General features: G+C 73.7%; 17 protein-coding genes and 1 other RNA gene. 4 read left to right on the forward strand and 14 right to left on the reverse strand.

Annotation, left to right across the window (positions count from 1 at the left end):
* Window positions 1-65: 65 nt before the first annotated feature.
* From AAC944_RS14810 to AAC944_RS14820, 3 genes are all read right to left on the reverse strand, one after another.
* Window positions 66-1,262: a uroporphyrinogen-III synthase gene (locus tag AAC944_RS14810; protein WP_078888555.1), complete on the reverse strand. Its 1,197-nt coding sequence runs from the start codon at window positions 1,260-1,262 to the stop codon at window positions 66-68.
* Between the two features lie 213 nt (window positions 1,263-1,475).
* On the reverse strand, window positions 1,476-2,837 hold the full coding sequence (locus AAC944_RS14815; RefSeq protein WP_030614484.1) for a nitrate/nitrite transporter: 1,362 nt from the start codon (window positions 2,835-2,837) through the stop codon (window positions 1,476-1,478).
* 147 nt (window positions 2,838-2,984) lie between these two features.
* Window positions 2,985-3,953 (reverse strand): LysR family transcriptional regulator, encoded by a 969-nt coding sequence (locus tag AAC944_RS14820; protein ID WP_030614486.1) that lies wholly within the window; start codon window positions 3,951-3,953, stop codon window positions 2,985-2,987.
* A gap of 129 nt (window positions 3,954-4,082) precedes the next feature.
* Between AAC944_RS14820 and AAC944_RS14825 the strand changes: the two genes are divergently transcribed.
* Entirely contained in the window at window positions 4,083-5,387 is a 1,305-nt protein-coding gene (locus AAC944_RS14825; protein WP_037772152.1) for an MFS transporter, read from the forward strand.
* A 2-nt stretch (window positions 5,388-5,389) separates the two neighbouring features.
* Here the strand turns inward: AAC944_RS14825 and AAC944_RS14830 are convergent, their stop codons facing one another.
* The 7 genes from AAC944_RS14830 to ftsE all read right to left on the reverse strand — a co-directional run bounded on the left by AAC944_RS14830 (window position 5,390) and on the right by ftsE (window position 11,336).
* Entirely contained in the window at window positions 5,390-6,361 is a 972-nt protein-coding gene (locus tag AAC944_RS14830) for an extracellular catalytic domain type 1 short-chain-length polyhydroxyalkanoate depolymerase (protein WP_030614492.1), read from the reverse strand.
* Window positions 6,362-6,515: 154 nt separating this feature from the next.
* Window positions 6,516-6,886, reverse strand: a transfer-messenger RNA (tmRNA) gene (gene ssrA, locus AAC944_RS14835).
* Window positions 6,887-7,026: 140 nt separating this feature from the next.
* On the reverse strand, window positions 7,027-7,542 hold the full coding sequence (smpB, locus tag AAC944_RS14840; protein WP_030614495.1) for an SsrA-binding protein SmpB: 516 nt from the start codon (window positions 7,540-7,542) through the stop codon (window positions 7,027-7,029).
* Between the two features lie 18 nt (window positions 7,543-7,560).
* Window positions 7,561-8,784, reverse strand: a complete 1,224-nt coding sequence (locus AAC944_RS14845; RefSeq protein ID WP_030614498.1) for a S41 family peptidase — start codon at window positions 8,782-8,784, stop codon at window positions 7,561-7,563.
* Window positions 8,785-8,875: 91 nt separating this feature from the next.
* Window positions 8,876-9,496, reverse strand: coding sequence for a hypothetical protein (locus AAC944_RS14850; RefSeq protein ID WP_030614500.1), 621 nt, complete (start codon window positions 9,494-9,496; stop codon window positions 8,876-8,878).
* Window positions 9,497-9,702: 206 nt separating this feature from the next.
* Window positions 9,703-10,614: a permease-like cell division protein FtsX gene (gene ftsX / locus AAC944_RS14855; protein WP_030614503.1), complete on the reverse strand. Its 912-nt coding sequence runs from the start codon at window positions 10,612-10,614 to the stop codon at window positions 9,703-9,705.
* A 32-nt stretch (window positions 10,615-10,646) separates the two neighbouring features.
* Window positions 10,647-11,336, reverse strand: a complete 690-nt coding sequence (gene ftsE / locus AAC944_RS14860) for a cell division ATP-binding protein FtsE (protein ID WP_030614506.1) — start codon at window positions 11,334-11,336, stop codon at window positions 10,647-10,649.
* A 306-nt stretch (window positions 11,337-11,642) separates the two neighbouring features.
* Here ftsE and AAC944_RS14865 point away from each other — a divergent pair, with 306 nt between their 5' ends.
* A complete protein-coding gene (locus AAC944_RS14865; protein WP_030614509.1) occupies window positions 11,643-11,843 on the forward strand; it encodes a hypothetical protein in 201 nt (66 codons plus the stop codon).
* Between the two features lie 141 nt (window positions 11,844-11,984).
* Here the strand turns inward: AAC944_RS14865 and AAC944_RS14870 are convergent, their stop codons facing one another.
* From AAC944_RS14870 to AAC944_RS14885, 4 genes are all read right to left on the reverse strand, one after another.
* Complete coding sequence (locus AAC944_RS14870; RefSeq protein ID WP_030614512.1) at window positions 11,985-12,797, reverse strand: hypothetical protein; 813 nt, start codon at window positions 12,795-12,797, stop codon at window positions 11,985-11,987.
* A gap of 323 nt (window positions 12,798-13,120) precedes the next feature.
* Entirely contained in the window at window positions 13,121-14,233 is a 1,113-nt protein-coding gene (prfB, locus tag AAC944_RS14875) for a peptide chain release factor 2 (protein WP_030614515.1), read from the reverse strand.
* Between the two features lie 136 nt (window positions 14,234-14,369).
* A complete protein-coding gene (locus AAC944_RS14880) occupies window positions 14,370-15,626 on the reverse strand; it encodes a serine/threonine-protein kinase (protein ID WP_030614518.1) in 1,257 nt (418 codons plus the stop codon).
* A gap of 252 nt (window positions 15,627-15,878) precedes the next feature.
* Window positions 15,879-17,597 (reverse strand): serine/threonine-protein kinase, encoded by a 1,719-nt coding sequence (locus AAC944_RS14885; RefSeq protein WP_030614520.1) that lies wholly within the window; start codon window positions 17,595-17,597, stop codon window positions 15,879-15,881.
* Between the two features lie 540 nt (window positions 17,598-18,137).
* Between AAC944_RS14885 and AAC944_RS36515 the strand changes: the two genes are divergently transcribed.
* Window positions 18,138-20,765, forward strand: coding sequence for an FHA domain-containing protein (locus AAC944_RS36515; RefSeq protein WP_438272803.1), 2,628 nt, complete (start codon window positions 18,138-18,140; stop codon window positions 20,763-20,765).
* Between the two features lie 16 nt (window positions 20,766-20,781).
* Window positions 20,782-22,401, forward strand: a complete 1,620-nt coding sequence (locus tag AAC944_RS36520; protein ID WP_438272804.1) for an FtsK/SpoIIIE domain-containing protein — start codon at window positions 20,782-20,784, stop codon at window positions 22,399-22,401.
* The last annotated feature ends 19 nt before the right edge of the window (window positions 22,402-22,420 follow it).

The raw sequence follows: 22,420 nt of genomic DNA on the forward strand, positions 1-22,420 counted from the left end.
CGCCGGAACCCTCGGTACCGTCCTCGCGGCGCCGGCCGGCCCCGCCGGGTGCGACTTCAACGCCCTTACGCGTCGGCGTACTTGGTCTCCGCATGCGGGTCCAGGGACAGCCGGTACCCGCGCTTGACCACCGTCTGGATCAGCTTCGGCACGCCCAGCGCCACCCGCAGCCGGGCCATCGCCGTCTCCACCGCGTGCTCGTCGCGGCCCGCGCCCGGCAGCGCGCGCAGCAGGTCGCCGCGGGAGACGACCCAGCCGGGCCGCCTGGCCAGCGCGCGCAGCAGCGACATCCCGGCGGGCGGCACGGGGCGCAGCTCGCCGTCGATGAGGACCGCGTGGCCGCGGATCTCCAGGCGCCGCCCGGCGACCGGCAACGGCCGTACCCGGCCGGGCAGTTCGTGGCAGAGCAGCTGGACCAGCGGGCCCAGCCGGAAGCGCTCCGGCTGCACGGTCGCGATCCCGTGGTTCTGCAGGGGCAGCGCGGTGACCGGGCCGACGCACGCGGGCACCACGTCGTGCCGCAGCGCGGCCAGCACCTCTTCCAGGAGGCCCCGCTCCTCGGCGCGGCGCAGCAGCGAGGCGGCGGCCGGAGCGCTGGTGAAGGTCACCGCGTCGACGGTGCGGGCCGCCACCGCGTCCAGCAGCCGGTCGACCGGGCCGATGTCCTCCGGCGGCATCCAGCGGTAGACCGGCACGCCGACCACCTCGGCGCCCGCGGCGCGCAGCGACTCCACGAAGCCGGGCAGCGGCTCGCCGTGCAGCTGGACCGCGATCCGCCGGCCGGCCACGCCCTCCTCCAGCAGCCGGTCCAGGACCTCGGCCATGGACTCCGAGGCGGGCGACCACTCCTCGGTGAGCCCGGCCGCGCGGATCGCGCCGCGCACCTTCGGGCCGCGCGCCAGCAGCCGTACCCGGCCCAGCCGCTCCAGCAGCGGCGTGCCCAGGCCCCAGCCCTCGGCGGCCTCCACCCAGCCGCGGAAGCCGATGGCGGTGGTGGCCACCACGATGTCCGGCGCGTCGTCGATGAGCTGCTTGGTCGCGGCCAGCAGCTCGGCGTCGTCGGTCAGCGGCACGATGCGCAGCGCGGGCGCGTGCACGACCTCGGCGCCGCGGCGCTCCAGCAGCGTGCCCAGCTCGGCGGCGCGGCGGGCCGCGGTCACCCCGACGGTGAATCCGGCCAGCGGCAGTCCGCCGGTCCGCTCGCCGCTCCGCCGAGGCGGTGCGCTGTCGTCCTGTAGGTCGTTTCGCTGTCCGTCGTGCATTGGCTCTCGTCCCGCTCCGCAGTGGTGTGCGCCGGCTCAACGGCGGCCGGGTCCTGCCGTCCCCTGGGCGTCCGTCCCGGGGCGGTCCGGCAGACCGGATGCCCTTGATGCTGCCAAGGGTCCGTGACGGTCCGGGTTCACCGTTATTTCTCCAGTGTTACGCCCGGGAGGCCCCGGACGTTCCCGCCGGGGCCCCTGCCGGGACGCGGACGATCACACCTCCGCGTACGCCGGGCGCGGCACTTCCTCGGCCCGTACGTCCGGCTCCGGTGCCGTGCGCCGGAGGTATACGGCCCAGGTCACGGCCAGGCACAGCGCGTAGAAGACGAGGAAGGACACGAAGGCGGGCGTGCCGGAGCCCGCGGTCATGAAGGCCTGCCGGAAGGCGAGGTTGATGCCCAGCCCGCCGAGCGCGCCGACCGCGCCGATCAGTCCCATGGCCGCGCCCGAGAGGCGCCGTCCGTACGCCGCTGCCGCCTCGCCCGTCAGGCCGCGCGAGACCGCCTTGGCCTGGAAGATCGCCGGGATCATCTTGTACGTGGAGCCGTTGCCGAGGCCGGTCAGCACGAAGAGCGCGATGAAGCCGACGAGGAAGACCGGCAGCGACTTCTGGACCGAGGCGACGATCACGATGCCCGTCGCCACGCCCATCGCGGCGTAGTTCCCCAGGGTGATCCGCGCGCCCCCGAAGCGGTCGGCGAGCTTGCCGCCGACGGGCCGGATCAGCGAGCCGAGCAGCGGGCCGATGAAGGTGAGCGAGGCCGCCTGGAGCGGGGTCTGCGCGAACTGGTTCTGGAGCACGAGCCCGAAGGCGAAGCTGTAGCCGATGAACGACCCGAAGGTGCCGACGTAGAGCAGCGCCATGATCCAGGTGTGCGGGTCGCGCGCCGCCTCCCGGGCCGCGCCGGTGTCGTTGGTGACCGGCGCCAGGTTGTCCATGAAGAGCGCCGCGCACACCGCGGCGACCACGACCAGCGGGATGTAGACGCCCAGCACGATGCGCGGGTGCGCGGCACCGGCGGTACCGATGACCAGCAGGCCCAGCAGCTGGATGACGGGCACGCCGATGTTCCCGCCGCCCGCGTTCAGGCCCAGCGCCCAGCCCTTCTTGCGCAGCGGGTAGAAGGAGTTGATGTTGGTCATGGAGGAGGCGAAGTTGCCGCCGCCCACTCCGGTGAGCGCCGCGGCCACCATGAAGGTGGTGTACGAGGTGCCCGGCGTCATCACGAAGGCCGCGAAGACGGTCGGTACGAGGAGCAGCGCCGCGCTCAGCACCGTCCAGTTACGCCCGCCGAACCTGGCGACGGCGAAGGTGTAGGGCACCCGCAGGATGCCGCCGACCACCGTCGGCATGGCGACGAGGAAGAATTTCCCGGCCGGGTCGATGCCGTACTCGGGCCCCATGAAGAGCACCATCACCGACCACAGGCTCCAGACCGAGAACCCGATGTGCTCGGAGAGCACCGAGAACCACAGGTTCCGGCGCGCGATCCGTTCGCCCTTCGCCTCCCAGAACGCCTCGTCCTCGGGGTCCCACTCCTCGATCCACCGCTTGCCCTTACGTGCCGCCGCCATCGTGCCTCCCGGCTCTCGAAGTCTCCCGCTCCGAAGCTAGGGACGGCGCGTTTCACGGCGGTGCCGCCAGGTGTCACCGACGCAATATCGCTCTCACCCGGCGCTGCCGGGCACGGTGAGTACCGTCGGCGCCGCGCTCCACCGGGCTCACGCCGCCATCAGCCGGGCGTCCTCGGGCGGCAGCCAGGTGTCCCCGCCGCGGGACAGCCAGCCGCCCGCCGCGCCCAGTTCGCGCGCCGCGTCCCGCAGCGCGTCCAGGCCCGGGTGGCGCAGCCCGCGGCGCCAGACCACCGACACCGGGGACAGCGGCACGGGGTCCACGAGGGGCCGCAGCACCATCCCGGGCACCTCGATGAACTCCACACTGGCCAGTACGGACCAGCCGCGCTTCCGTACGACGCGGAGGAACTCGGCCGGGCCGTCGATCTCCGGGTACGGCGCCGCCGCCCGGATGCCGCGCCCTTCGAAGAGGCGCGCGGCCAGGGCGGTCCACTCCGCGGTGTGCGCGTTGCCCGCCCCCGTGTAGAGCGTCTCCCCGGCGAGCGCGTCCACGGGCACCGCGGCACGAGCCGCCAGCGGATGCTCCGCCGGCAGCAGGACGGCCATCGGCTCGTACCGCACCGGGTGGTGGGCCAGCCGGTTGCGCACCCCGCGCGGCAGCCCGGCGACCCGCCCGAAGGACACGTCCAGGCCGCCCGTCAGCAGCCCTTCGGCGGCACCGGTCAGGCCGCTGTGGAAGCGCGCGGCGAACTCCAGGTCGGGCGCCGCGGCCCGGGCCCGCTCCAGCACCCGGTACGCGGTGCCGACCGGGGCGCCCACGTCGACCAGCAGCGGGCGCTCGCGGTCGGCGCCGCCGTGGAAGGCCGCGGCCAGCTCGTCGTGCGCGGCGAGCACGCGCTGCGCATACGGGAGCAGCCGCTCGCCCTCGGGGGTGAGCCGCACCTGACGGGTGGTGCGCAGGAACAGCGTCGCACCGAGGTCGCGCTCCAGGCGGCGGATGTCCCGGCTGAGGGCCTGCTGGGCGACGTACAGGCGGGCGGCGGCACGGGTGAAGTGGAGCTCGTCGGCGACGGCCGTGAAGGCACGCAGCAGGCGCGGCTCTATGTCGTGGGGCACACACCCATGGTGACAAAGGCGAGATGACGAAGCGGAGGCCTGGTGGCCAACTGATTGACAACTGCGGGCGGTCAATCGGTGGAAGGAAGGTGTTGGACGCCGTGGGGACGCCGGCCCGATCGTGAAGGGGTGATCCTCTTCCTCGCCGCCCGCCCCGTGACCGCCCCGCCCGTTCCCGCCCGTCCGCGCCGTGCCGCGCGCCGCCGGGGCCGCTCGCCGGGCAGCGGCCCGCGCCTGCGGTTCCTCCGTCCGTACGCCCGGATGTTCGCCGTGCCGGGCACCCGTGCCTTCACCGCGGCCAACCTCCTGGCCCGCCTCCCGATGGGCATGTTCAGTGTCAGCGCGGTCCTCATGATCGCCGGGTCGCGCGGCTCGTACGCGCTGGCCGGGGCCGTGACCGCCGCCGGACTCGCGGCGACCGCCGTCGTGGGGCCGTGGACCGCGCGGCTGACCGACCGCTACGGGCAGGCCAGGGTCGCGCCGCCCGCCGCGCTGCTCGCCGTACTGGGCTCGCTGGCCCTCGTGCTGTGCGTGCGGCTCGACGCGCCTGCCTGGACGCTCTTCGCCTCCTACGTGTGCACCGCCACCACGCCCAACACGGGCGGCATGTCCCGGGCCCGCTGGGCGCACCTCTTCCGTGCCGACCCGCGCGCCCTGCACACCGCCAACTCCTTCGAGCAGGCGGCGGACGAGGTGTGCTTCATGCTCGGCCCGGTGCTCGCCGCCTTCCTGTGCACGACGCTGTTCCCGGAGGCGGGCACGCTCACCGGAGCCGTGCTGCTGCTGACCGGAGTGCTGCTGTTCGCCGCGCAGCGCCGTACGGAGCCGCCCGCCGCGCCCCGTACGGAGCGGGTCCGCTCGCCGCTGCGCCGTCCCGGACTGCCGCCGCTCCTGCTGACCTTCGTGTGCACGGGCGCGGTCTTCGGCTCCCTGGAGGTCGTCACGATCGGCTTCGCCGACGGGCACGGCGTCCGGGCCGTGGCGGGCGGCATCCTGGCGCTGCAGGCCGCCGGTTCGTGCGCCGCCGGACTGCTGTACGGGCTGCTGCCGCCCGCCGGGCGGCCCGCCGCGCGCTTCACCGGGTGCGTGGCGGCCATGACGGTCCTGATGCTGCTGCCGCTCCTCGGGGCGGCGAGCGGCAGCCTCGCGGTGCTGGCGGGCACCCTGCTGGTGGCCGGGATGGCGACCGCGCCGACCATGGTCACCGGCATGGGCCGGGTCCAGGCGCTGACGCCCGCCGGCCAGGTCACCGAGGGCATGACGCTGGCCGTCACCGCCCTGCTGACCGGCATCGCGGCCGGCTCGGCGGCAGGCGGCTGGGCCACGGACCACCTGGGGAGCGGCGGGGCGGCGTACGGCGCACCGGCCGCCGCGGCGGCCCTGGCACTGACCGTGACCCTGCTGGGCCGCCTCCGTGCGGCCCGGCACGCGTGACCTCAGCCGTCCAGGCCCCAGCCCTTCCCCATCGCGTACGCGGCGCAGAGGTTCACGTCGAGCATGTACGCGCCGGCCGTGCCGCACTGGGCGGCGCCGGTGCCGGGGTCCAGCGGCTGACCGTGCCCCATGCCGGTGATCCGGTAGGTCTCGGCGGCCACGGCGCCCGAAGCGTCCCGGTACACCGCGTGCGGATATCCGCCCACCGTGTCCGTCACCTCCGGCGTCTGGTCGGTGCCGTGCACGTTCGTCCACTGCTCGACGAGGTCGGCCATGTTCACCGGCTTCACGGTCGTGTCGGACGTCCCCTGGAGGACCGTCAGCCGGGGCCAGGGGCCGGTGTGGCCCGGATTGGCGGCCCGTACCCGGTCACCCCACTGCGCGGGCGTCTGCGTGGCGCCCACGTACATGCACACGTACGGCGAGCCCGCCGCCTGCGCACAGCCGTACGGGAGGCCCGCGACCACGCCGCCCGCCGTGTAGGTCTCCGGGTACGCGGCCATCATGACCGCCGTCATGCCGCCGCCGGCCGACAGGCCGGTGACGTACGCCCGGGAGCCGCCCGCGTCGGCGAGCTGGCGGGCGGTCATCTGCTGGACGGAGGCGGCCTCGCCGCGGCCGCGCTCGATGTCGCCCGCCTGGAACCAGTTGAAGCAGTTGTTGAGGTTGTTGGCGCTGGTCTGGCCGGGCAGCACCACGGAGAAGCCCCAGCGGTCGGCGAGCTCGGTCCAGCCGCTCTGCCTGCCGTACGTGGTGGCGTTCTGTGTGCAGCCGTGCAGCGCGACGACCACGGGGCGGCCGGCGGGCAGGCCCTCGGGGACGTAGCGGTACATCCGCAGCGCCCCGGGGTTGCTGCCGAAGCCGGTGACTTCCTCGATGGTGCCGGCGGCGTGTGCCGTGCCCGCGGGCAGGAACAGGGCGGCCAGGACGGCCGCGACCAGCATGCTCAGCGTGCGTCTGAGTGTTCTGTACATGCCCGGGGACGGTAGGAGCGGACGACGCGCCCCGATATGGCGCGGGAGCCCACATCCCGGGCCCTCGCCATGGCCGGGCATGACAGGAGCCCCGCTGCCTGACGGCGGCGGGGCTCCTGCCCACATGGGATGTCCGGAGGCCGGAGCCTCCGTTCGGTGGAGATGGCGGGAATCGAACCCGCGTCCAACGGTGCGGAACCAGGGCTTCTCCGTGTGCAGTCCGCTGCGATTTTCTCGGCCCCGGAGATCACGCGGACAAGTCTCCGACGGGCTCAGTCACTGTTTGATGTCTCCACCGGGCCCCGTGACCGGGCTCGGTGGATAAGACCCCTAGCTGATGCCAGGATCCGGGTCGGGATCATCCCCGGGCTGACACTTCGCAGGTCGCTACTTAGGCAGCGAGGGCGAAGGAATCGCGCTTGGTGTTGGCGATTATTGGTTGCGACACGTGGTTAACGAGATCATTGCCGCTTCCTCGACACGCTTCCCCTGCTTCGACATCCGCTGTCGAAACCGATCATCCCCATGTTGTGTTTTCAACGGTGGACCCCGCTTCCGCGGAGTCCGTGCACCCCGTCCAGCGGGGTACGTGTGCCATCGTACGGGAACAACGCGGCACCGTGCCAGCATATTCCCAGCGGCACAGGGCCGGGCCTTCCTCCAGGTCAGGCCCGCTGCCGCCGGCGCACCGCGGAGATCGCGCGCTCCGCCTCGCGGCGGTCCTGCTGCTCACGCAGCGTCTGCCGCTTGTCGTACTCCTTCTTGCCCTTGGCCAGCGCGATCTCCACCTTCGCGCGGCCCTTCAGGAAGTACAGCTGGAGCGGGACGATCGTGTGGCCCGTCTCCTGCGACTTCGACGCCAGCTTGTCGATCTCCACCCGGTGCAGCAGGAGCTTCCGCTTGCGGCGCGCGGCATGGTTGGTCCAGGTGCCCTGCGCGTACTCGGGGATGTGCACGTTGTGCAGCCACGCCTCGCCGCCGTCGATCTGGACGAAGCCGTCCACGAGCGAAGCCCGCCCCTGCCGCAGCGACTTCACCTCGGTGCCCGTGAGCACGAGGCCGCACTCGTAGGTGTCGATGATGAGGTAGTCGTGCCGCGCCTTCTTGTTCTGCGCGATGAGCTTGCGCCCGGCCTCCGCGGCCTGCCGCTTCGCCTTCGTCTTCGCGTTCGCCTTAGCCATAGTGCGGCCATTTTCGCACTAGGACCCGCCTCCCAGGCCACTCATTACCGCTCTGGCCCGGCTCTCCGCGCGGTCGTCGGCGGGGATGTCGGGGGTGATGCCCCGGCCGTCGACGCCGCGCCCCGACGGTGTGCGGTAATGGCCGACGGTCAGCTCGGCGACCGAGCCGTCCGGCAGCTCGCTGGGCATCTGGACCGAGCCCTTGCCGAAGGTCGGCGAGCCGATCACCACCGCACGGCCGCGGTCCTGCAGCGCCCCCGCCAGCAGCTCCCCCGCGCTCATCGTGCCGCCGTCGACCAGCACGGCCACCGGCGACTTCGTGGCCCGGCCGCGGTCCGCGTACAGCGCGCGCTGGCTGCCGCGTACGTCGTACGTGGCGACCAGGCCGCCGTCGAGGAACGCGGCGGCCGCCGTGACCGCCTCCCCGACCAGGCCGCCGGTGTTGCCGCGCAGGTCCAGCACGATGCCGCCGGGCGCGGCCGAGCGGACCGCCTCGCGCACCTCCTCGCCGGTGCCCTTGGCGAACGCGTCGACCTTGATCCGGGTCATGCCCCCGGACGCCGCGGGCCGGTCGACGGTGACGTTCGCCGTGCGCAGCCGGGCGCGGTGCAGCGTCGCGGTCCAGTCCCGGTCGGCGCGCCGGAGCTTCAGGTCGACGGGGGTACCGGGGGCAGCGGCGCCCCCCGCGCGCTTCGAGGTGCTGCCGGCGTCGCCGCGCAGCCGGGCCACGACCTCGGTGACCGGGCGGTGCCGGGTGGCGCTGCCGTCGACGGCGAGCAGGTCGTCACCGGGCGCGATGCCGGCCCGGGCGGCGGGGCCGTCCGCGCGTACCCGGGAGACCTGGACGCGGCCGTCCTCGCCCTCGCGCAGCCACAGGCCGACGCCGACGTACTCGCCGTCGAGCTGCCGCCGGAAGTCCTCGTACTCGCCCGCGGTGTAGACCGTGGACCAGCGGTCGCCGCTGCGGCTGACCACGTCGGCGGCGGCCTGGCTGCCGGACTTGCCGGACTTGAGCGCCTCGGCCGCGGCCTCCTCGACGGCCTCGCGGTCCGCCGTGCCGTCCGCGGCGGCCCGGCCGTCGGCGACGGTACGTACCGGTATGCGGTGCTCCGCCCCTTCTCGGCCTTCATCCTCCCAGGAACCGGCTGCGGCGCCGGTGCCGAGCACGCTCGCGAAGACCAACGTCAGGGCCGCCCCGCGGCGGATGCGGCGGGGCCGGACAAAGTGCAATCGGCCCGACATGCCGGTGAGTCTAGGCCAGAAAGAAGCGCCGTACGGGCAGTTGCCCGCACGGCGCCGTTGACTTACCTCACACCAAGAGGTGCCGTATGTCTCAGATCAGGTTGTACTGACCCACTTCACGAAGCTGGTGGGCGAAGAGGCCCCACGAGGCCTTCGCGAAGAGGTAGTTCGCGCTGCCGCCCAGCGGATGCTTCTGCCACACCGTCTTCGGCCCCTTGGCCCGCACGTCCAAGTACAGCGTGTCGTCGCTCTTCTTCTTCAGGCTGAAGGTGATGTACTTGCCCGCACCTTCCAGGTGACCGGGCAGCGACTTCAGAGTGAAGTAGGTCTGCCCCACCTTGGTGACCAGCACCGGGTTGCACTTCTTACCGCCCTCAAGACAGATCTTCTGCCCCTTCTTGACGGTCTTCGGCATCCCCTTGAGTGGGAAGACCCCCTTCATGATCTTGTTCATCTTGTGGAACGAGCTCTTGGCGCTCTCGGCCTGCCGGAAGAGGTCGTACGTGTAGTGGTACGAGTACTGGCTGCTCTTGGCGGCTACGGCGGCGGTCGTCCGCACGGCCGCGGCCGGCTTCGCCACTGGGCCGGCGGCCTGGGCGGGCACCGCAGCGCCCAGCACCGCGGAGCACATCACCGCGGCCACGGCTGCGCCGCGGGCCCCCTTGACCCGCTGCTCGGTGGTGCGGCCGGCGGAGCCGTTCTGGATATGCATGAGGTAGATCCCCCGATACGTCTGGTGGTGTTCACTCCTGGTCAGGGAGTACGAACATCATGGAGCACGGCCGCCACCGCCCGCAATGATCTTGAAGCCGAGCCGTGTCGCCCGGCGACGGGCCGGAGGTCTTCGTCCGCAGCATGACGAAGGGGCGGGCCGCATGACGACCCGCCCCTTGTCGCGAACCACCGGAAAGCGTCGCGTCACACCTTGAGGTACTTGCGCAGCGCGAAGAAGGCCGCAAGCGCAGGCATCAGCAGACCGATCAGCAACACCAGCGGGAGAACCGCTATCACCGAGTCCCAGCCGATGAAGTTGATCACCTGGATCTTCTGCGCCAGCCAGTTGTTCACCAGCATGTACTTCCCGGTGACGATCAGGACGCAGGAGAACACGGCACCGATCAGACCGGCGATGGCGGCCTCCAGGATGAACGGCATCTGGATGTAGAAGCTGGACGCACCCACCAGCCGCATGATCCCGGTTTCCCGCCTTCGGCTGAACGCCGACACCCGTACGGTGTTGACGATCAGCAGCAGCGCAACGATCAGCATCAGCCCCATCACGCTCAGCGCCGCGATGTTCATACCGTTGAGCAGGTTGAAGAGCGGTTCCACCGTGTCCCGTTGGTCCAGCACCTGCTGGACCCCGGGCCGCCCCGAGAACGCCGTCTTGATCACTTCGTACTTGGTCGGGTCCTTCAGCTTGACCCGAAAGGATTCAGGGAGCTGATCGGGGGTCACCAGGCCCGCGACGGGGGACTGGCCGAACTGCTCCTTGTAGTGCTTGTACGCCTGGTCGCTCGACTCGTACTGGACGCTCTCCACGTTGGGCAGCCGGTCGAGCTCGGTCCGGATCTCGTTCTTCTGCTTCGCAGTGGCCGCTCCCTTGGCGCAGCCGGCGTCGCTCTCCGCATCGTTCTTGTTGCAGAAGAAGATCGAGACGTTGACCTTGTCGTACCAGTAATCCTTCATCGTGCTGACCTGGTCGCGCATCAGCAGCGAGGCGCCGAAGAGGCCGAGCGAGAGAGCCACGGAGACGATGACGGCGAAGGTCATCGTGAGGTTTCGGCGGAGACCGACGCCGATCTCCGACAGGACGAACTGGGCGCGCATGGCGTCCTTTCAGTACTGGGGGCCGTACACGCTTAGTGCTGGTAGCCGTACACGCCGCGCGACTGGTCGCGTACGAGCCGGCCCTTTTCTAGTTCCATGACCCGCTTGCGCATCTGGTCGACGATCTGCTGGTCGTGGGTGGCCATGACCACCGTCGTGCCGGTGCGGTTGATCCGGTCCAGCAGCTTCATGATGCCGACGGAGGTCTGCGGGTCGAGGTTGCCGGTCGGCTCGTCGGCGATCAGCAGCATCGGGCGGTTGACGAACGCCCGGGCGATCGCGACGCGCTGCTGCTCACCGCCGGACAGCTCGCCCGGCATCCGGTCCTCCTTGCCGCCGAGCCCGACGAGGTCGAGCACCTCGGGCACGGTCTTGCGGATCTGGCCGCGCGGCTTGCCGATGACCTCCAGGGCGAACGCGACGTTCTGCCCGACGGTCTTGTTCGGCAGCAGCCGGAAGTCCTGGAAGACGGTGCCGATCTGGCGCCGCATCTGCGGGACCTTCCAGTTGGACAGCTTCCCGAGGTCCTTGCCCAGTACGTGCACCGCACCGTGGCTCGCCCGCTCCTCACGCAGGAGCAGCCGCAGGAAGGTGGACTTGCCGGAGCCGGAGGAGCCCACCAGGAAGACGAACTCGCCTCGTTCGATCTCGAGCGAGACGTCCCTGAGCGCGGGGCGGTTCTGCTTCGGGTAGGTCTTGGAGACGTTGTCGAATCGGATCACTGATGCACCACGGTCGACCTGGGTAGGGGCACGGGTTGCCGACTTGCGGCTCCCGTCGGTGAGCGTGACCATACGCGAACCACATGGCGCGGCGCAGTCGGCGTCCGGTCTTGGTGCGTTTATTCACGGCACCTACGGGGACAAAACGAGCACATTCCGGCTCCCGCCGAGGGCCCGCACACGGCCTGAATACGCCGTGCGCTGCGAGGATTCCGGTAGGCGCGCCGATGCTCCGGCGAGCTGGCACAGTAGAAGAGGGAACCAACGCGCCGGCCCGCGCGTTGGAGCTGGTGAGAAGGAGGTCGCATGACGTACGACCGGCTGGTGTGCGCCAACTGCGCGGCCCCCGTCAGCGAGGGCCGCTGCCCGGTGTGCCGGGCCAGCAGGGAGCGGATGCAGCAGCAGAGCGGCCTGACCGGGCTCCTCGCGCAGGTCACCCCGGCGGCGCTGGTGGCGCTGCTGGTGGCGCTCGTGGCAGTGGGCCTGCTGCTGGAGCGGGTGGGCTGAGCTCCGCCGACGCGGGACCGGACGGGCCGAGGCCCTGACTGATCTTGTCGATGACGCACCACGACGCACCAGGGCCCGGCGCGGAATCCGCGCCGGGCCCTCTGCTGTGCAGCGTGCTGCGCTACGGGGCTACCGCCGGCCTCAGGCCGCGGCGGCACCGCCCTTGTTGATCAGGCGGGGCATCAGGCGGAAGCCGATACCACCGGCGATCATCGTCGCGGCGCCGATCAGCAGGAAGGTCGTACCGGAGGAACCGGTTTCGGCCAGCTCACCGTCGGCCTGCTGCTGGCCACCCTGAGGGGTGTCCTGGGCCTGACCGGGCGTGTTGGCGATGTCCTCCTTGGAGTCGCCAGGCTGCTCGATCGGCTTGGTGCCCTCGTTGTCGGTGCCGGTGCCGTCGTCGGGGCCGCCGTTGCCGCCGCCGTTCTGGCCACCGTTGTCGCCACCGTTGCCGCCGTTACCGCCGGGAGGCGTGGTGGGGTCCTCGGTGGGCGGAGTCGTCGGGTCCTCGGTGGGCGGGGTGGTCGGGTCCTCGGTCGGGGGGTCGGTGGGGTCTTCGCCACCGTTGCCGCCGCCGATGCCGTTCTCGCCGCCGTTGCCGCCGTTGCCGCCGCCGATGCCGTTCTCGCCACCGTTGCCGCCGTCGCCGCCGCCGATGCCGTTCTCGCCACCGTTGCCGCCGTCCTGGCCGGCGACCAGGCCACCGATGCTGACGCCACCCTCGGTGTCACCACCGTCGGTGCCAGCGGTTTCGCCACCGTCGGTGCCGTCGTCGTCACCTTCGCCGCCGCCGAAGAGGCCGCCGAGGAAGCCGCCGTTGTCTTCCTGACCCATCGTGCTCGGCTGGTTCGCGTCGGTCGCCGAGGCCGCGCCCGCCGCAGTGAGCGAAGCGCCCACCGCGATCACCGCACTGGCCGCAACGCGCGCCACGCGCACCCGCGTCTTCTTGGTCATCTAGTGCTACCCCCAGTAGCTACATGTGTCATTGGGGCATCGCTGTGCGGGGCAACGGCCGATGCGGGACGCGAGTCCGCTCCGTCCATCGCGGGCGGTTTCCTCATATCCCCGTTCACACGCGCCCCAGACATACGCATGCCGCGCTCTACCCTTCCCAGATCCCAACGGACCGTCAAGGTCAAATAAAGGGAGGATGGCCGCTTTGGGGCGGTTTGCGGCGTGTGATGACGTACGACTGTAACCAAATCAGCACAACAAAAAGCAACCGCCGCCTGTGGGGCGACAGTTGCTTCGTGCTGCTGCGAAGGGCCGCGACCGGCTTACTTCTCCTGCTCCTGCTGCTTGCGCCAGCGGATGCCGGCCTCCAGGAAGCCGTCGATGTCGCCGTCCAGCACCGCCTGCGGGTTGCCGACCTCGAACTCCGTCCGCAGGTCCTTGACCATCTGGTACGGGTGCAGGACGTACGAGCGCATCTGGTTGCCCCAGGAGTTGCCGCCGTCGCCCTTGAGGGCGTCCATCTTGGCCTGCTCCTCCTGGCGGCGCCGCTCCAGCAGCTTCGCCTGGAGGACGTTCATGGCGGTGGCCTTGTTCTGGATCTGCGAACGCTCGTTCTGGCAGGAGACCACGATGCCGGTCGGGATGTGCGTCAGGCGGACGGCGGAGTCCGTGGTGTTGACGCCCTGGCCGCCGGGGCCCGAGGAGCGGTAGACGTCGACCCGCAGGTCCGACTCGTCGATCTCGATGTGGTCGGTCTGCTCGACGACGGGGAGGACCTCGACGCCGGCGAACGACGTCTGGCGGCGGCCCTGGTTGTCGAACGGGGAGATCCGGACCAGCCGGTGCGTGCCCTGCTCCACGGAGAGCGTGCCGTAGGCGTACGGGACGTTGACGGCGAAGGTGGTCGACTTGATGCCGGCCTCTTCGGCGTACGAGGTCTCGTACAGCTCCGTCTTGTAGCCGTGCCGCTCGGCCCAGCGCAGGTACATGCGCTGCAGCTTCTCCGCGAAGTCGGCGGCGTCCACGCCACCCGCCTCGGCGCGGATGTTCACGACCGCCTCACGGGAGTCGTACTCACCGGACAGGAGGGTGCGCACCTCCAGCTCGTCCACGGCCTTGCGGACCGCGGCCAGCTCGGCCTCCGCCTCGGCGCGGGTGTCCTCGTCACCCTCGTCCGCGGCCAGCTCGAACAGCACTTCGAGGTCGTCGACCCGGCCGCGCAGCTCCTCGGCCTTGCGCAGCTGCCCCTGGAGGTAGGAGAGCCGGCTGGTGACCTTCTGGGCGTTCTCCACGTCGTCCCAGAGGTCGGGGGCCGCTGCCTGCTCCTCGAGCGCAGCGATATCGGCCCTCATCTTGTCGAGGTCCAGGACGGCCTCGATCGACCCCATGGTCGAGGCGAGGGACTTCAGCTCTTCGGATACATCGACGACTGCCACGACTCCAGCCTAACGGCTGGGTGGGCCGCCCTGAGCCGTGGCCGTCTCCGGACGTTCCGGCGGACCCCGGGCCGGTGGCCACCCCCGGCGCCGTCGGCGTTGCTCGCGCGGTTCACCGCGCCCCTCACGGGGCGCTCTACGGCACGTCCGGAGCTGTCTGCTCCGTGCCCGGGCGGGCGTCGTCAGGCGCGTCGTCCCCCGAGACGAGCCAGGTGCCCAGGCCGGCGGCGACCACGAGGGCGCCCGCCGCGACGCCCAGCCGTACCCGCCGCTTGCGTACCCGGTGCCGGGCCGACCCCGCCCGGCGTTCGCCCGCGGCCCGCGGGGCGCGGGCCGTCCCGTGCGCGCCGCCGGCCAGCTCGTCGGGGCCCGGCACGCGCATGCTCGTGTGCGTCTCGCGGGTGGAGTCCGGGGCCGCGCCGTGCACCAGCGGCACCGCACCGCGGACCCGGCCGCCCTCCTCGGGGAGCGGCTGGTACGGGCCGTCCTCACGCGGGGCCTCCGGTCCGGCGGCCGCCTCCTCCGCCTCCTCCTCGTCCTCCGGCTCGTCGATGTCCAGCGGCGGGATGCCGGCCAGCGAGGGCAGGATCTCGCGCAGCCGGGCCGCCAGCTCGGGGGCGCGGAGGCGGGAGGCGGGGGCCTTGGCCAGGCACTGGATCAGCAGCTGCCAGAGCTCGTCCGGGATGCCGGGCAGCGGCGCCACCCGCTCGGTGACGTGCCGGCGGAGCACCGCGCCGGGGTGGCCGCCGCCGAAGGGGGTGAACCCGGCGAGCAGCTCGTACAGGACCGTGGCCAGCGCGTACACGTCCACGGACGCGCGGGGCGGGAGGCCCTCGATGATCTCGGGGGCGAGGTAGTCGGGGGTGCCGATGACCCGGGTGGAGCGGGTGCGGCGCGGCGAGTCGACGAGGCGGGCGATGCCGAAGTCGGTGAGGAGCGCGGGGTGGGCGCCGCCGGGGCCGAGCGGGGCCTCCATGTCCAGGAGGATGTTCTCGGGCTTCACGTCGCGGTGCACGATGCGCGCGGCGTGCGCGGCGGCCAGGCCTTCGGCGACGTCGGCCACGATGGCGACCGCGGCCTCCGGGGCCAGCCGGCGCTGGGCGTCCAGCCGGGTCCGCAGGTCCGTGCCCCGGACGAGGTCCATGACCAGGGCGAGGTCGTTGCCGTCCACGACCAGGTCGCGGACGCCGACGACGTGCGGGTGGTCCAGGCTGAGCAGGGCGGCGCGCTCCTGCACGAAGCGGCCGACCAGCTCCTGGTCGGAGGCGAGGTCCTCGCGCAGCAGCTTGATCGCCACGGCCCCTTCGGGACCCTCGCCCAGCCACACCGTGCCGGCGCTGCCGCGACCGAGGATCTGGTGGGCGGTGTACCGGCTGCCGATCTTCCGTGCCAAGACTGCTCCGACGGGTCTTGTCCGACAGGTGACGGCCCGCGGCGCGGATGCGCGGGGGCCGCGGCCCGGGACGCGGGGGTGCGCGGGGCCGATGCTGGCGTCAAAACTACGCGGGCCGCGGCGCTTTCGGCGCCCCGGACGCCGTCAACCGCCACTTCTCCGCCGGAAAATCTCCTGGGATGTCGATAAATCCACGACGTGGCCCTTCCGGGGAGCGGTGGCGGCCGACAGGGCGGCGCGGGCAACGGGCGGCTACTGGCCCACCGACTTCGAGGCCTCACCGATCGTGGACACCCAGCCCGAGATGTCGGTCCACCACTGGCTGATCTGGTTCCAGAAGCTGCGGCCCTGGCCGATCCACTCCTGGAGGGGGGTCAGCTCCCAGATGAGCCAGCAGCCGACCACGATCAGCACGATCATGATCAGACAGCCCTTGAGGCAGCCCAGACCCGGGATGTGCACCGGGTTGGCGCTGCGCCGGCGCGGCTCGCGCTCGCGGCGGCGCGGCTCCGGCGCCGGTGGCCGGGGCTCGTACCGCTGCGGCGGCGGCTCCTGCCGGCGCTGCCGGGGCTGCGGCTGGGGCGGCTGCTGGTACGGCGCCTGCCGCTGTCCGTACTGCTGCGGGGGCTGCTGCGGCTGCTGGTACTGCGGGGGCGGCGGCTGGGCCGGCCGGCGCTGGGGGCGGCGGCGCAGCGGGTCCTCGTCCGGGTTCAGGTACTGGACCTGGGTCTGCTCGTTCCGGTCGCGGGCGGCGCGCAGCTGGTTCTCCCACGGATGCGGCCCCTCGGGCTGCTGCGGGTCGCCACCTGGCGGTACGGGCGGCATGGCGCGCGTCGGGTCGCCGCTGCCCGGGGGACGCCCGGAGTCGGCACCGAAACCGGCGGCGGTGGCGCCCGCCGCGGCACCCGCTGCGCCGGCCGCACCGGCGCCGGTGGTCGGCAGGACGTCGGTCGCGGCGGCCGGGTCGTACCCGCCGCCGGCGCCGGTGGAGGGCAGCACCTGCGTGGGGTCCGCGTCACCGCCGCCGGCACCGGTGTCGGGGACCGGCGCGGGCGCCGGGTCGGGCGCGAGCAGCGCGCCGACACCGAGCGCGGCCTCGGCCTCGGCGGGCGAAGCGTGCACGCCGATGCCGGCCGCGACCACGCGCAGGGCCCGGGCGAGGTTCTCGGCGCTGGGCCGCTCCTCCGGGCGCTTGCGCAGGCAGCGCTCTATGACGGTCCACAGCGGCTCGGGCACGCTGCCGGGGCGCTGCGGGTCCTCGCTGAGGTGCCGGTGCAGCACTTCGAGAGCGGTCGCGCCGGCGAACGGCGGACGGCCCGTGACCAGCTCGTACAGCAGGATGCCCGCGCCGTAGATGTCCACCGCTGAGGTCTGCGGGCGGCCCTCGGCGGACTCCGGCGCGACATAGGCGGGGGTGCCGACGAACTCCTGGGTCCGGGTCAGGCCCGGGGAGTCCGCGAGCCGGGCGATGCCGAAGTCGGTCAGCATCGGGTGCATCTCGGCGGCGCCGTCGGCCCCGGCGAGCAGGACGTTCGCGGGCTTGAGGTCGCGGTGCACGACGCCGTCGGCGTGGCTGGCGGCCAGCGCGTCGGCGATCTGCGCCGTGAGCAGCGCGGCCGCGACCGGGCTGAAGGGGCCGTTCCGGCGGAGGTACTGGTGCAGGTCCGGGCCGTCGACCAGGTCCATGACCAGGGCGAGCAGATCGCCCTCCACGACCAGGTCGCGGGTCCGGACGATGTTCGGGTGGGTGAGCCGCAGCAGGACGGAGCGCTCGCGCAGGAAGCGCATCACCACGTCCGGGTCGTGCGCCAGCTCCTCCTTGAGGACCTTGATCGCGACCGTCTCGCCGGGCTGTCCGGCGACGGCGGCCTCCTCGCCCGCCGTCTCCCGCTGGCGGGCACGCCAGACGGTGCCCGTGGCGCCGCGTCCGAGCGGCTCCTCGAGCAGGTACTTGCTGCCTACCGGCCGCACGTCATGCGCTCCCTGGTCGTCACTGAGCAGCTGCCTGATCTGCGCTGTCTGTCGGGCTGTGGGGGATGCCGGGCCACTCCGGTGGTCCGGACGGTCCCGTCCGCCCCACCATAGTGCCGTGTTCCGCGGCCGCGGCCGGGCGGATCCCGTGGTCCGGGGCGGTTCCGTCCGGGTCGTCCGGTAAGGCACCCGGCGGGGCTCCGGGGAAAGACGCCAGTTCCGGGCGGATGGTTGCTCCCTACCCCGATCGCTGACCACTCAGTGGACGATCTTTGGCCGATCATGGGTCGCAAGCAGCCACTTTTGCGAACATGAGTGACCGAACAAGATCACTGAACGACAGTCGCCACGCGACTTGTCGGTGGCAGGTGCGAGGATGCTCTCCAGCACGGCAGCGGTGGGGAACGGGGGCGTCGCGCCGCGGCGTGCGGCGTGCACATGCACGCGCACTTGGACTTGTACGTGCCGACGTGTCCGGGCGCGGTGGGGGGAGGTGTCGGTCCCCGCCGCATTGCCGGGCGGAAGGGACCGTTGACGGCGATGCAGATCCGGCTGACCGTCCTCGGGCCGCGCAGCGGCCACTCCACCCGTGCCTGCGACGTGCTCGTGACGGCCCCTGCCGGTACGGCGCTCTCGGCGGTGGCCAGCAGCCTCGCGGCGGCCGTCGCGGGCGCGGGTGCGGACGTCGGCGGGGCCGGCGCCGGCAGCGGCCCCGTCGTGCTCTACGCCGGACAGGAGCGGCTCGACCTCCAGCGTGCCGCGCTCGGCGAGCCGCCGCTCATAGACGGTGCGGTCCTCTCCCTCCAGGGGCCGGGGCCCGCGCCGGCCCACGGCCTGCCCGCCGGACCTGCCCGGCTGCGGGTCGTCTCGGGCCCGGACGCGGGCGGTGTCCATCTGCTGCACGGCGGCCAGATCCGTATCGGCCGCTCCACGGACGCCGACGTGCCGCTGGACGACCCCGACGTCTCCCGGATGCACTGCGCGGTCACGGTGGCGCCGGACGGCGCGGTGACCGTGGCCGACCTCCGCTCCACGAACGGCACGGCGGTCGACGGCACCGAGCTGGACGACCGCCCGGCGCCGCTGCCCGCGGGCGCGCTGCTCCGCATCGGCGAGTCGGCGCTCCGCCTCCAGCCCTCCCCCGCCACCCCCGATCCGGCCCTGCCGGCCACGCCGGACGGCGAGGGCCACCTGCGCGTCCACCCCGCGGGCGGCGGCGCGCCGTCCGCCGAGGAGCACCGCCCGGCCCCCGGCGGCGCGGCTCCCGCGTACGGCACGCAAAGCACCCCCTCCCCCTACGGCGGCACCGCTTCCCCGTACGGCGGCGGGGCGGTCCCTTCGTACGGCGCCCGGGGCGCGGCCCCGGCCGGTGCTCCGTACGGCGGCGGCCGGTACAACCACGAGGCGGGCCCGGCGGCGGACACCGCGGGGGCGGCCGGGCATCCCGGCCCGGCCGCCCGGAGCGGTGCCGCGCGCGAGGACGGGGTCGGCTCGGGCCGGATCGACTCCGGCCCGGGGCGCGCCGCTGGCCCGGGCCCCGGTCCCACCCAGGGGCCGTACGGCGCGCCGGGACCGCACAGAGCGGAGACCGTGCGGCCGACGGCGTACGGGGCCGGGTCCCGCGCGGCGGACGCCCGCGGAGCCGGCGCTGCCGCGGCGCCGTACGGAGCGCAGCCGGCCGCCGGGCCGTACGCGGCGGGCGACCGGCACGACACGTACGGCGGTTCTCCCGCGGCGGGTCCGTACGCGGCGGGGACGCCGGGTGCCGAGGCGTACGCCGCCGGGGCACGGTCGGCGGAGGCGTACGCCACCGACGCGCGCGCCGCGGTCCGGCCCGCGGCGGACCGGTACGGCGCGGCGGTACCGCACGAGCAGGAGCCGCAGCGCGGGCAGTCCTACGGCGCGCAGCACGGCCGCCCGTACGGCGCCGGGGCGGGCAGCGCGCACGGCCACCCCGCCGACAGCGGTGACGCGGTGTCCTCCCCCGGCTCCGGGGCGGCTCCTCCGGGGGTCGCCGGGTCAGGTCGGCGCGGCACTCCCGTCCGGGGGACGAGCGCCGCCGCCCTCGGGTTCGGCGCGGGGCAGGGCGGCCACGGCGTGGCGGAGGAGGACGACCGCGAGGGCGGGGCCCCGGGTACCGCCCCCGATCCGCGTTCCGCCGCCACTCACGGCGGCCGCCGGCAGCTGGTGGATCCGTACGCGCAGCCCGGTGGCGAACAGCCCGCCGACGCCGAGCCGCCGGCCGACGCCGACGCGTCCCCGTCCCGCAGGCCGACCCGCCGGGGCGGCTGGGGCGCCTGGGCGCGCAGGCTGGCCGGCGGGCGCGGAGGCGCGGAGGCCGCGACCGACGAGGAAGCCGCCCAGCAGGCCGCCGCGTACGGCACCGAGGCGCAGTCCCCTGCCGTGGACGGTCCCGGTGCGCTCCCCGAGGACGGCCGAGGACCGGCCGGGTACGAGCGCTGGCCGGACGCCGCCACGGTCCTGCTGACCGCCCTCGGCCCCGGCCCCCGCCTGTGGGAGCGCGACGCCGGGCATCCGGACGCGCTGACCGTACGGCTCGGCACCGCCGACCGGGACGGCGGCCGCAGCGCCGCGCCGGTCACGGTGGCGCTGCGCTCGGCCGGTTCGCTGGGCCTGGCCGGGCCGCGACCCCGGCTCGCCGGGCTGGCCCGTGCCGCCGTCGCCCAGCTCGCCACGCTGCACGCGCCGGGCACGCTGGAGATCGTGCTGCTCGCCGCCGACCGGGCGCGCACCACGGCGCAGCGCCTGGAGGAGTGGTCCTGGCTCGGCTGGCTGCCGCACGTCCGTCCGGCGCACGCCCAGGACTGCCGGCTGCTGCTGGCCTACGACAGGGAGCAGGCGGCGGCGCGCACCGCCGAGCTGGTGCGGCGGCTGGACGACGGTCCGCTCGGGCCCGGCTGGGCGAGCGCCGAGCGGTCCGCCGTGGCCGCCGCCGCGGCCCGGCACCGGGGCCCGTACACCCTCGTGATCGCCGACGGTGATCCCGGTACGTCCGGGCTGCGGGAGACCGTGGCGCGGCTGGCCGCGGGCGGCCCGTCGGCCGGTGTCCATGTGCTCGCGCTGGCCGAGACGCCCTCGGCCTCGCCCGTGTATCCGCTGGCCGCGACGTACGAAGCGGCCCGCGCCGCGTCCCCCGGCCTTCGGTGAGTGCGGGGCCGTCGCGGTGCTCAGCGGCGACGTGGCCACGGCGCTGCGTGTCGTCCAGCCCGGTGCCCCGCTGGCCCCCGCCCCCTCGGGTGCCGCGGTGACCGGCGGCATCGCGGTGAACGGCGTCCCGCAGAGCGTTTCCGGACCGCACGGCTCGGGGACGAACGGCACGGTAGCGACCGTGGACGCGGTCTCCCTGCCCTGGGCCGAGCGGTTCGCGCGTGCCCTGGCGCCGCTGCGCGAGGCCGAGACGGTCCGGGCGGACCGCAGCACCCGCAGCGCGGCGGTGCCGCTGCCCGAGACGGCCCGGCTGCTGGACGAGCTGGGGCTCGCCCGTGCCACGCCCGCGTCCCTGATGGCCCGCTGGGCGGCCGCCGCGGACAGCGAGGAGCCCTCGGCCGCCGCGGTGCTGGGCGCGGGCCCGCACGGCCCCGTGCACGCCGACCCGGCGGCCGACGGCTGCCACTTCCTGCTGGAGGGCGGCCCCGGCACGGGCAAGACCGAGCTGCTCCGCTCGGTCGCCGCCTCGCTCGCGGCCGCCGACCGGCCGGACCGGCTCTCGTTGGTGCTGGTCGACGGCGCCGGGACGGAGCGCGGTGACGGCCTGCGGCTCTGTACGGACCTGCCGCACGTCACGGCGCATCTCGCGGCCTCGGACCCGGTGCTGATGCGGGAGTTCGCGCAGGCGCTGACCTCGGAGCTGAAACGGCGCGCGGAGATACTGGGCGGCACGGGCTTCGCGGAGTGGCGTGCCAAGTACGTCGCGGCGCCCCGGGTGGTCGGCCCGCGCCGGTCCGCCGAGGGCCGCGCGGCGACGGCCCCGGGCGGTGGCGGTTCCCCGGCGCCCGCCCCGTCCGCCGCGCCCGGCGGGCCGGACTCCGCCGCCGACCCGTCGGGGCTGCTCGACGCGCCGGCCACGAGCACGCTGCGGCTGCGCCCCCGTCCGCAGGGCGCGGCGGAAGAGGGACGTCCGGTGGCCGCCGGTCTCGCCGCCGTGCCGCCGATGACCCGGCTCTTCGTGCTCGTCGACGACTTCGACGCGCTGGTCGCCCCGGCGCTGGGCAGTACGGGACGGCCCGCTGCGGGGTCGGTCGTGCGGGCGCTGGAGGCGGTCGCACGGGACGGCGCCGCGCTCGGTGTGCATCTGATCGCCTCGACCGGCCATCCGGACCGTACGGCGGCCACGGCGACCGCCGAGCGGGCCGGGCTCCGCGTGGAGCTGGGCGCGGAGAGCGATCCGGCCGAGCCGCTGCCCGTCGGGCGCGGCCGGCTGTACCGCGCCGCCGACGGCTCAGCCACGCCCTTCCAGGCGGGCCGGGTGACGGGCCGGATACCCCGGACGTCCACGCTGCGGCCGACGGTCGTGCCGCTCGAATGGCACCGCATGGGTGATCCGCCGGCCCGCCGTCCGCTGCGCGAGCTGGGCAACGGCGGCCGACCGACCTGGCCCTGTTGGCCAGTGCGCTGCAGAAGGCGGCCAAGTCCGTGCCGTGACCCCGTGCGTGACTTCATGTGCAACCGTGCAACGAATCGGTCGCCGTACGGAAAAGCCGGGTTACCCGCCGTGGTAACGGCCCGGTCACGACGGGGAGTTGCAGTCGAACGCACTATTGCTCGGACCTCCCGGCGCCGGTAGGACTGTCGCACGGCGAACG

The sequence above is a fragment of the Streptomyces sclerotialus genome (genome assembly GCF_040907265.1).
Classification (GTDB): Bacteria; Actinomycetota; Actinomycetes; order Streptomycetales; family Streptomycetaceae; genus Streptomyces; species Streptomyces sclerotialus.

Coding starts and splice junctions, on each gene's coding strand:
- AAC944_RS14815 (WP_030614484.1), bottom strand. CDS start 2,837: ATGGCGGCGGCACGTAAGGGCAAGCGGTGGATCGAGGAGTGGGACCCC.
- AAC944_RS14865 (WP_030614509.1), top strand. CDS start 11,643: ATGACGTACGACCGGCTGGTGTGCGCCAACTGCGCGGCCCCCGTCAGC.
- AAC944_RS14845 (WP_030614498.1), bottom strand. CDS start 8,784: ATGTCGGGCCGATTGCACTTTGTCCGGCCCCGCCGCATCCGCCGCGGG.
- ftsX (WP_030614503.1), bottom strand. CDS start 10,614: ATGCGCGCCCAGTTCGTCCTGTCGGAGATCGGCGTCGGTCTCCGCCGA.
- AAC944_RS14870 (WP_030614512.1), bottom strand. CDS start 12,797: ATGACCAAGAAGACGCGGGTGCGCGTGGCGCGCGTTGCGGCCAGTGCG.
- AAC944_RS14850 (WP_030614500.1), bottom strand. CDS start 9,496: ATGCATATCCAGAACGGCTCCGCCGGCCGCACCACCGAGCAGCGGGTC.
- AAC944_RS14830 (WP_030614492.1), bottom strand. CDS start 6,361: ATGTACAGAACACTCAGACGCACGCTGAGCATGCTGGTCGCGGCCGTC.
- smpB (WP_030614495.1), bottom strand. CDS start 7,542: ATGGCTAAGGCGAACGCGAAGACGAAGGCGAAGCGGCAGGCCGCGGAG.
- AAC944_RS14810 (WP_078888555.1), bottom strand. CDS start 1,262: ATGCACGACGGACAGCGAAACGACCTACAGGACGACAGCGCACCGCCT.
- AAC944_RS36515 (WP_438272803.1), top strand. CDS start 18,138: ATGCAGATCCGGCTGACCGTCCTCGGGCCGCGCAGCGGCCACTCCACC.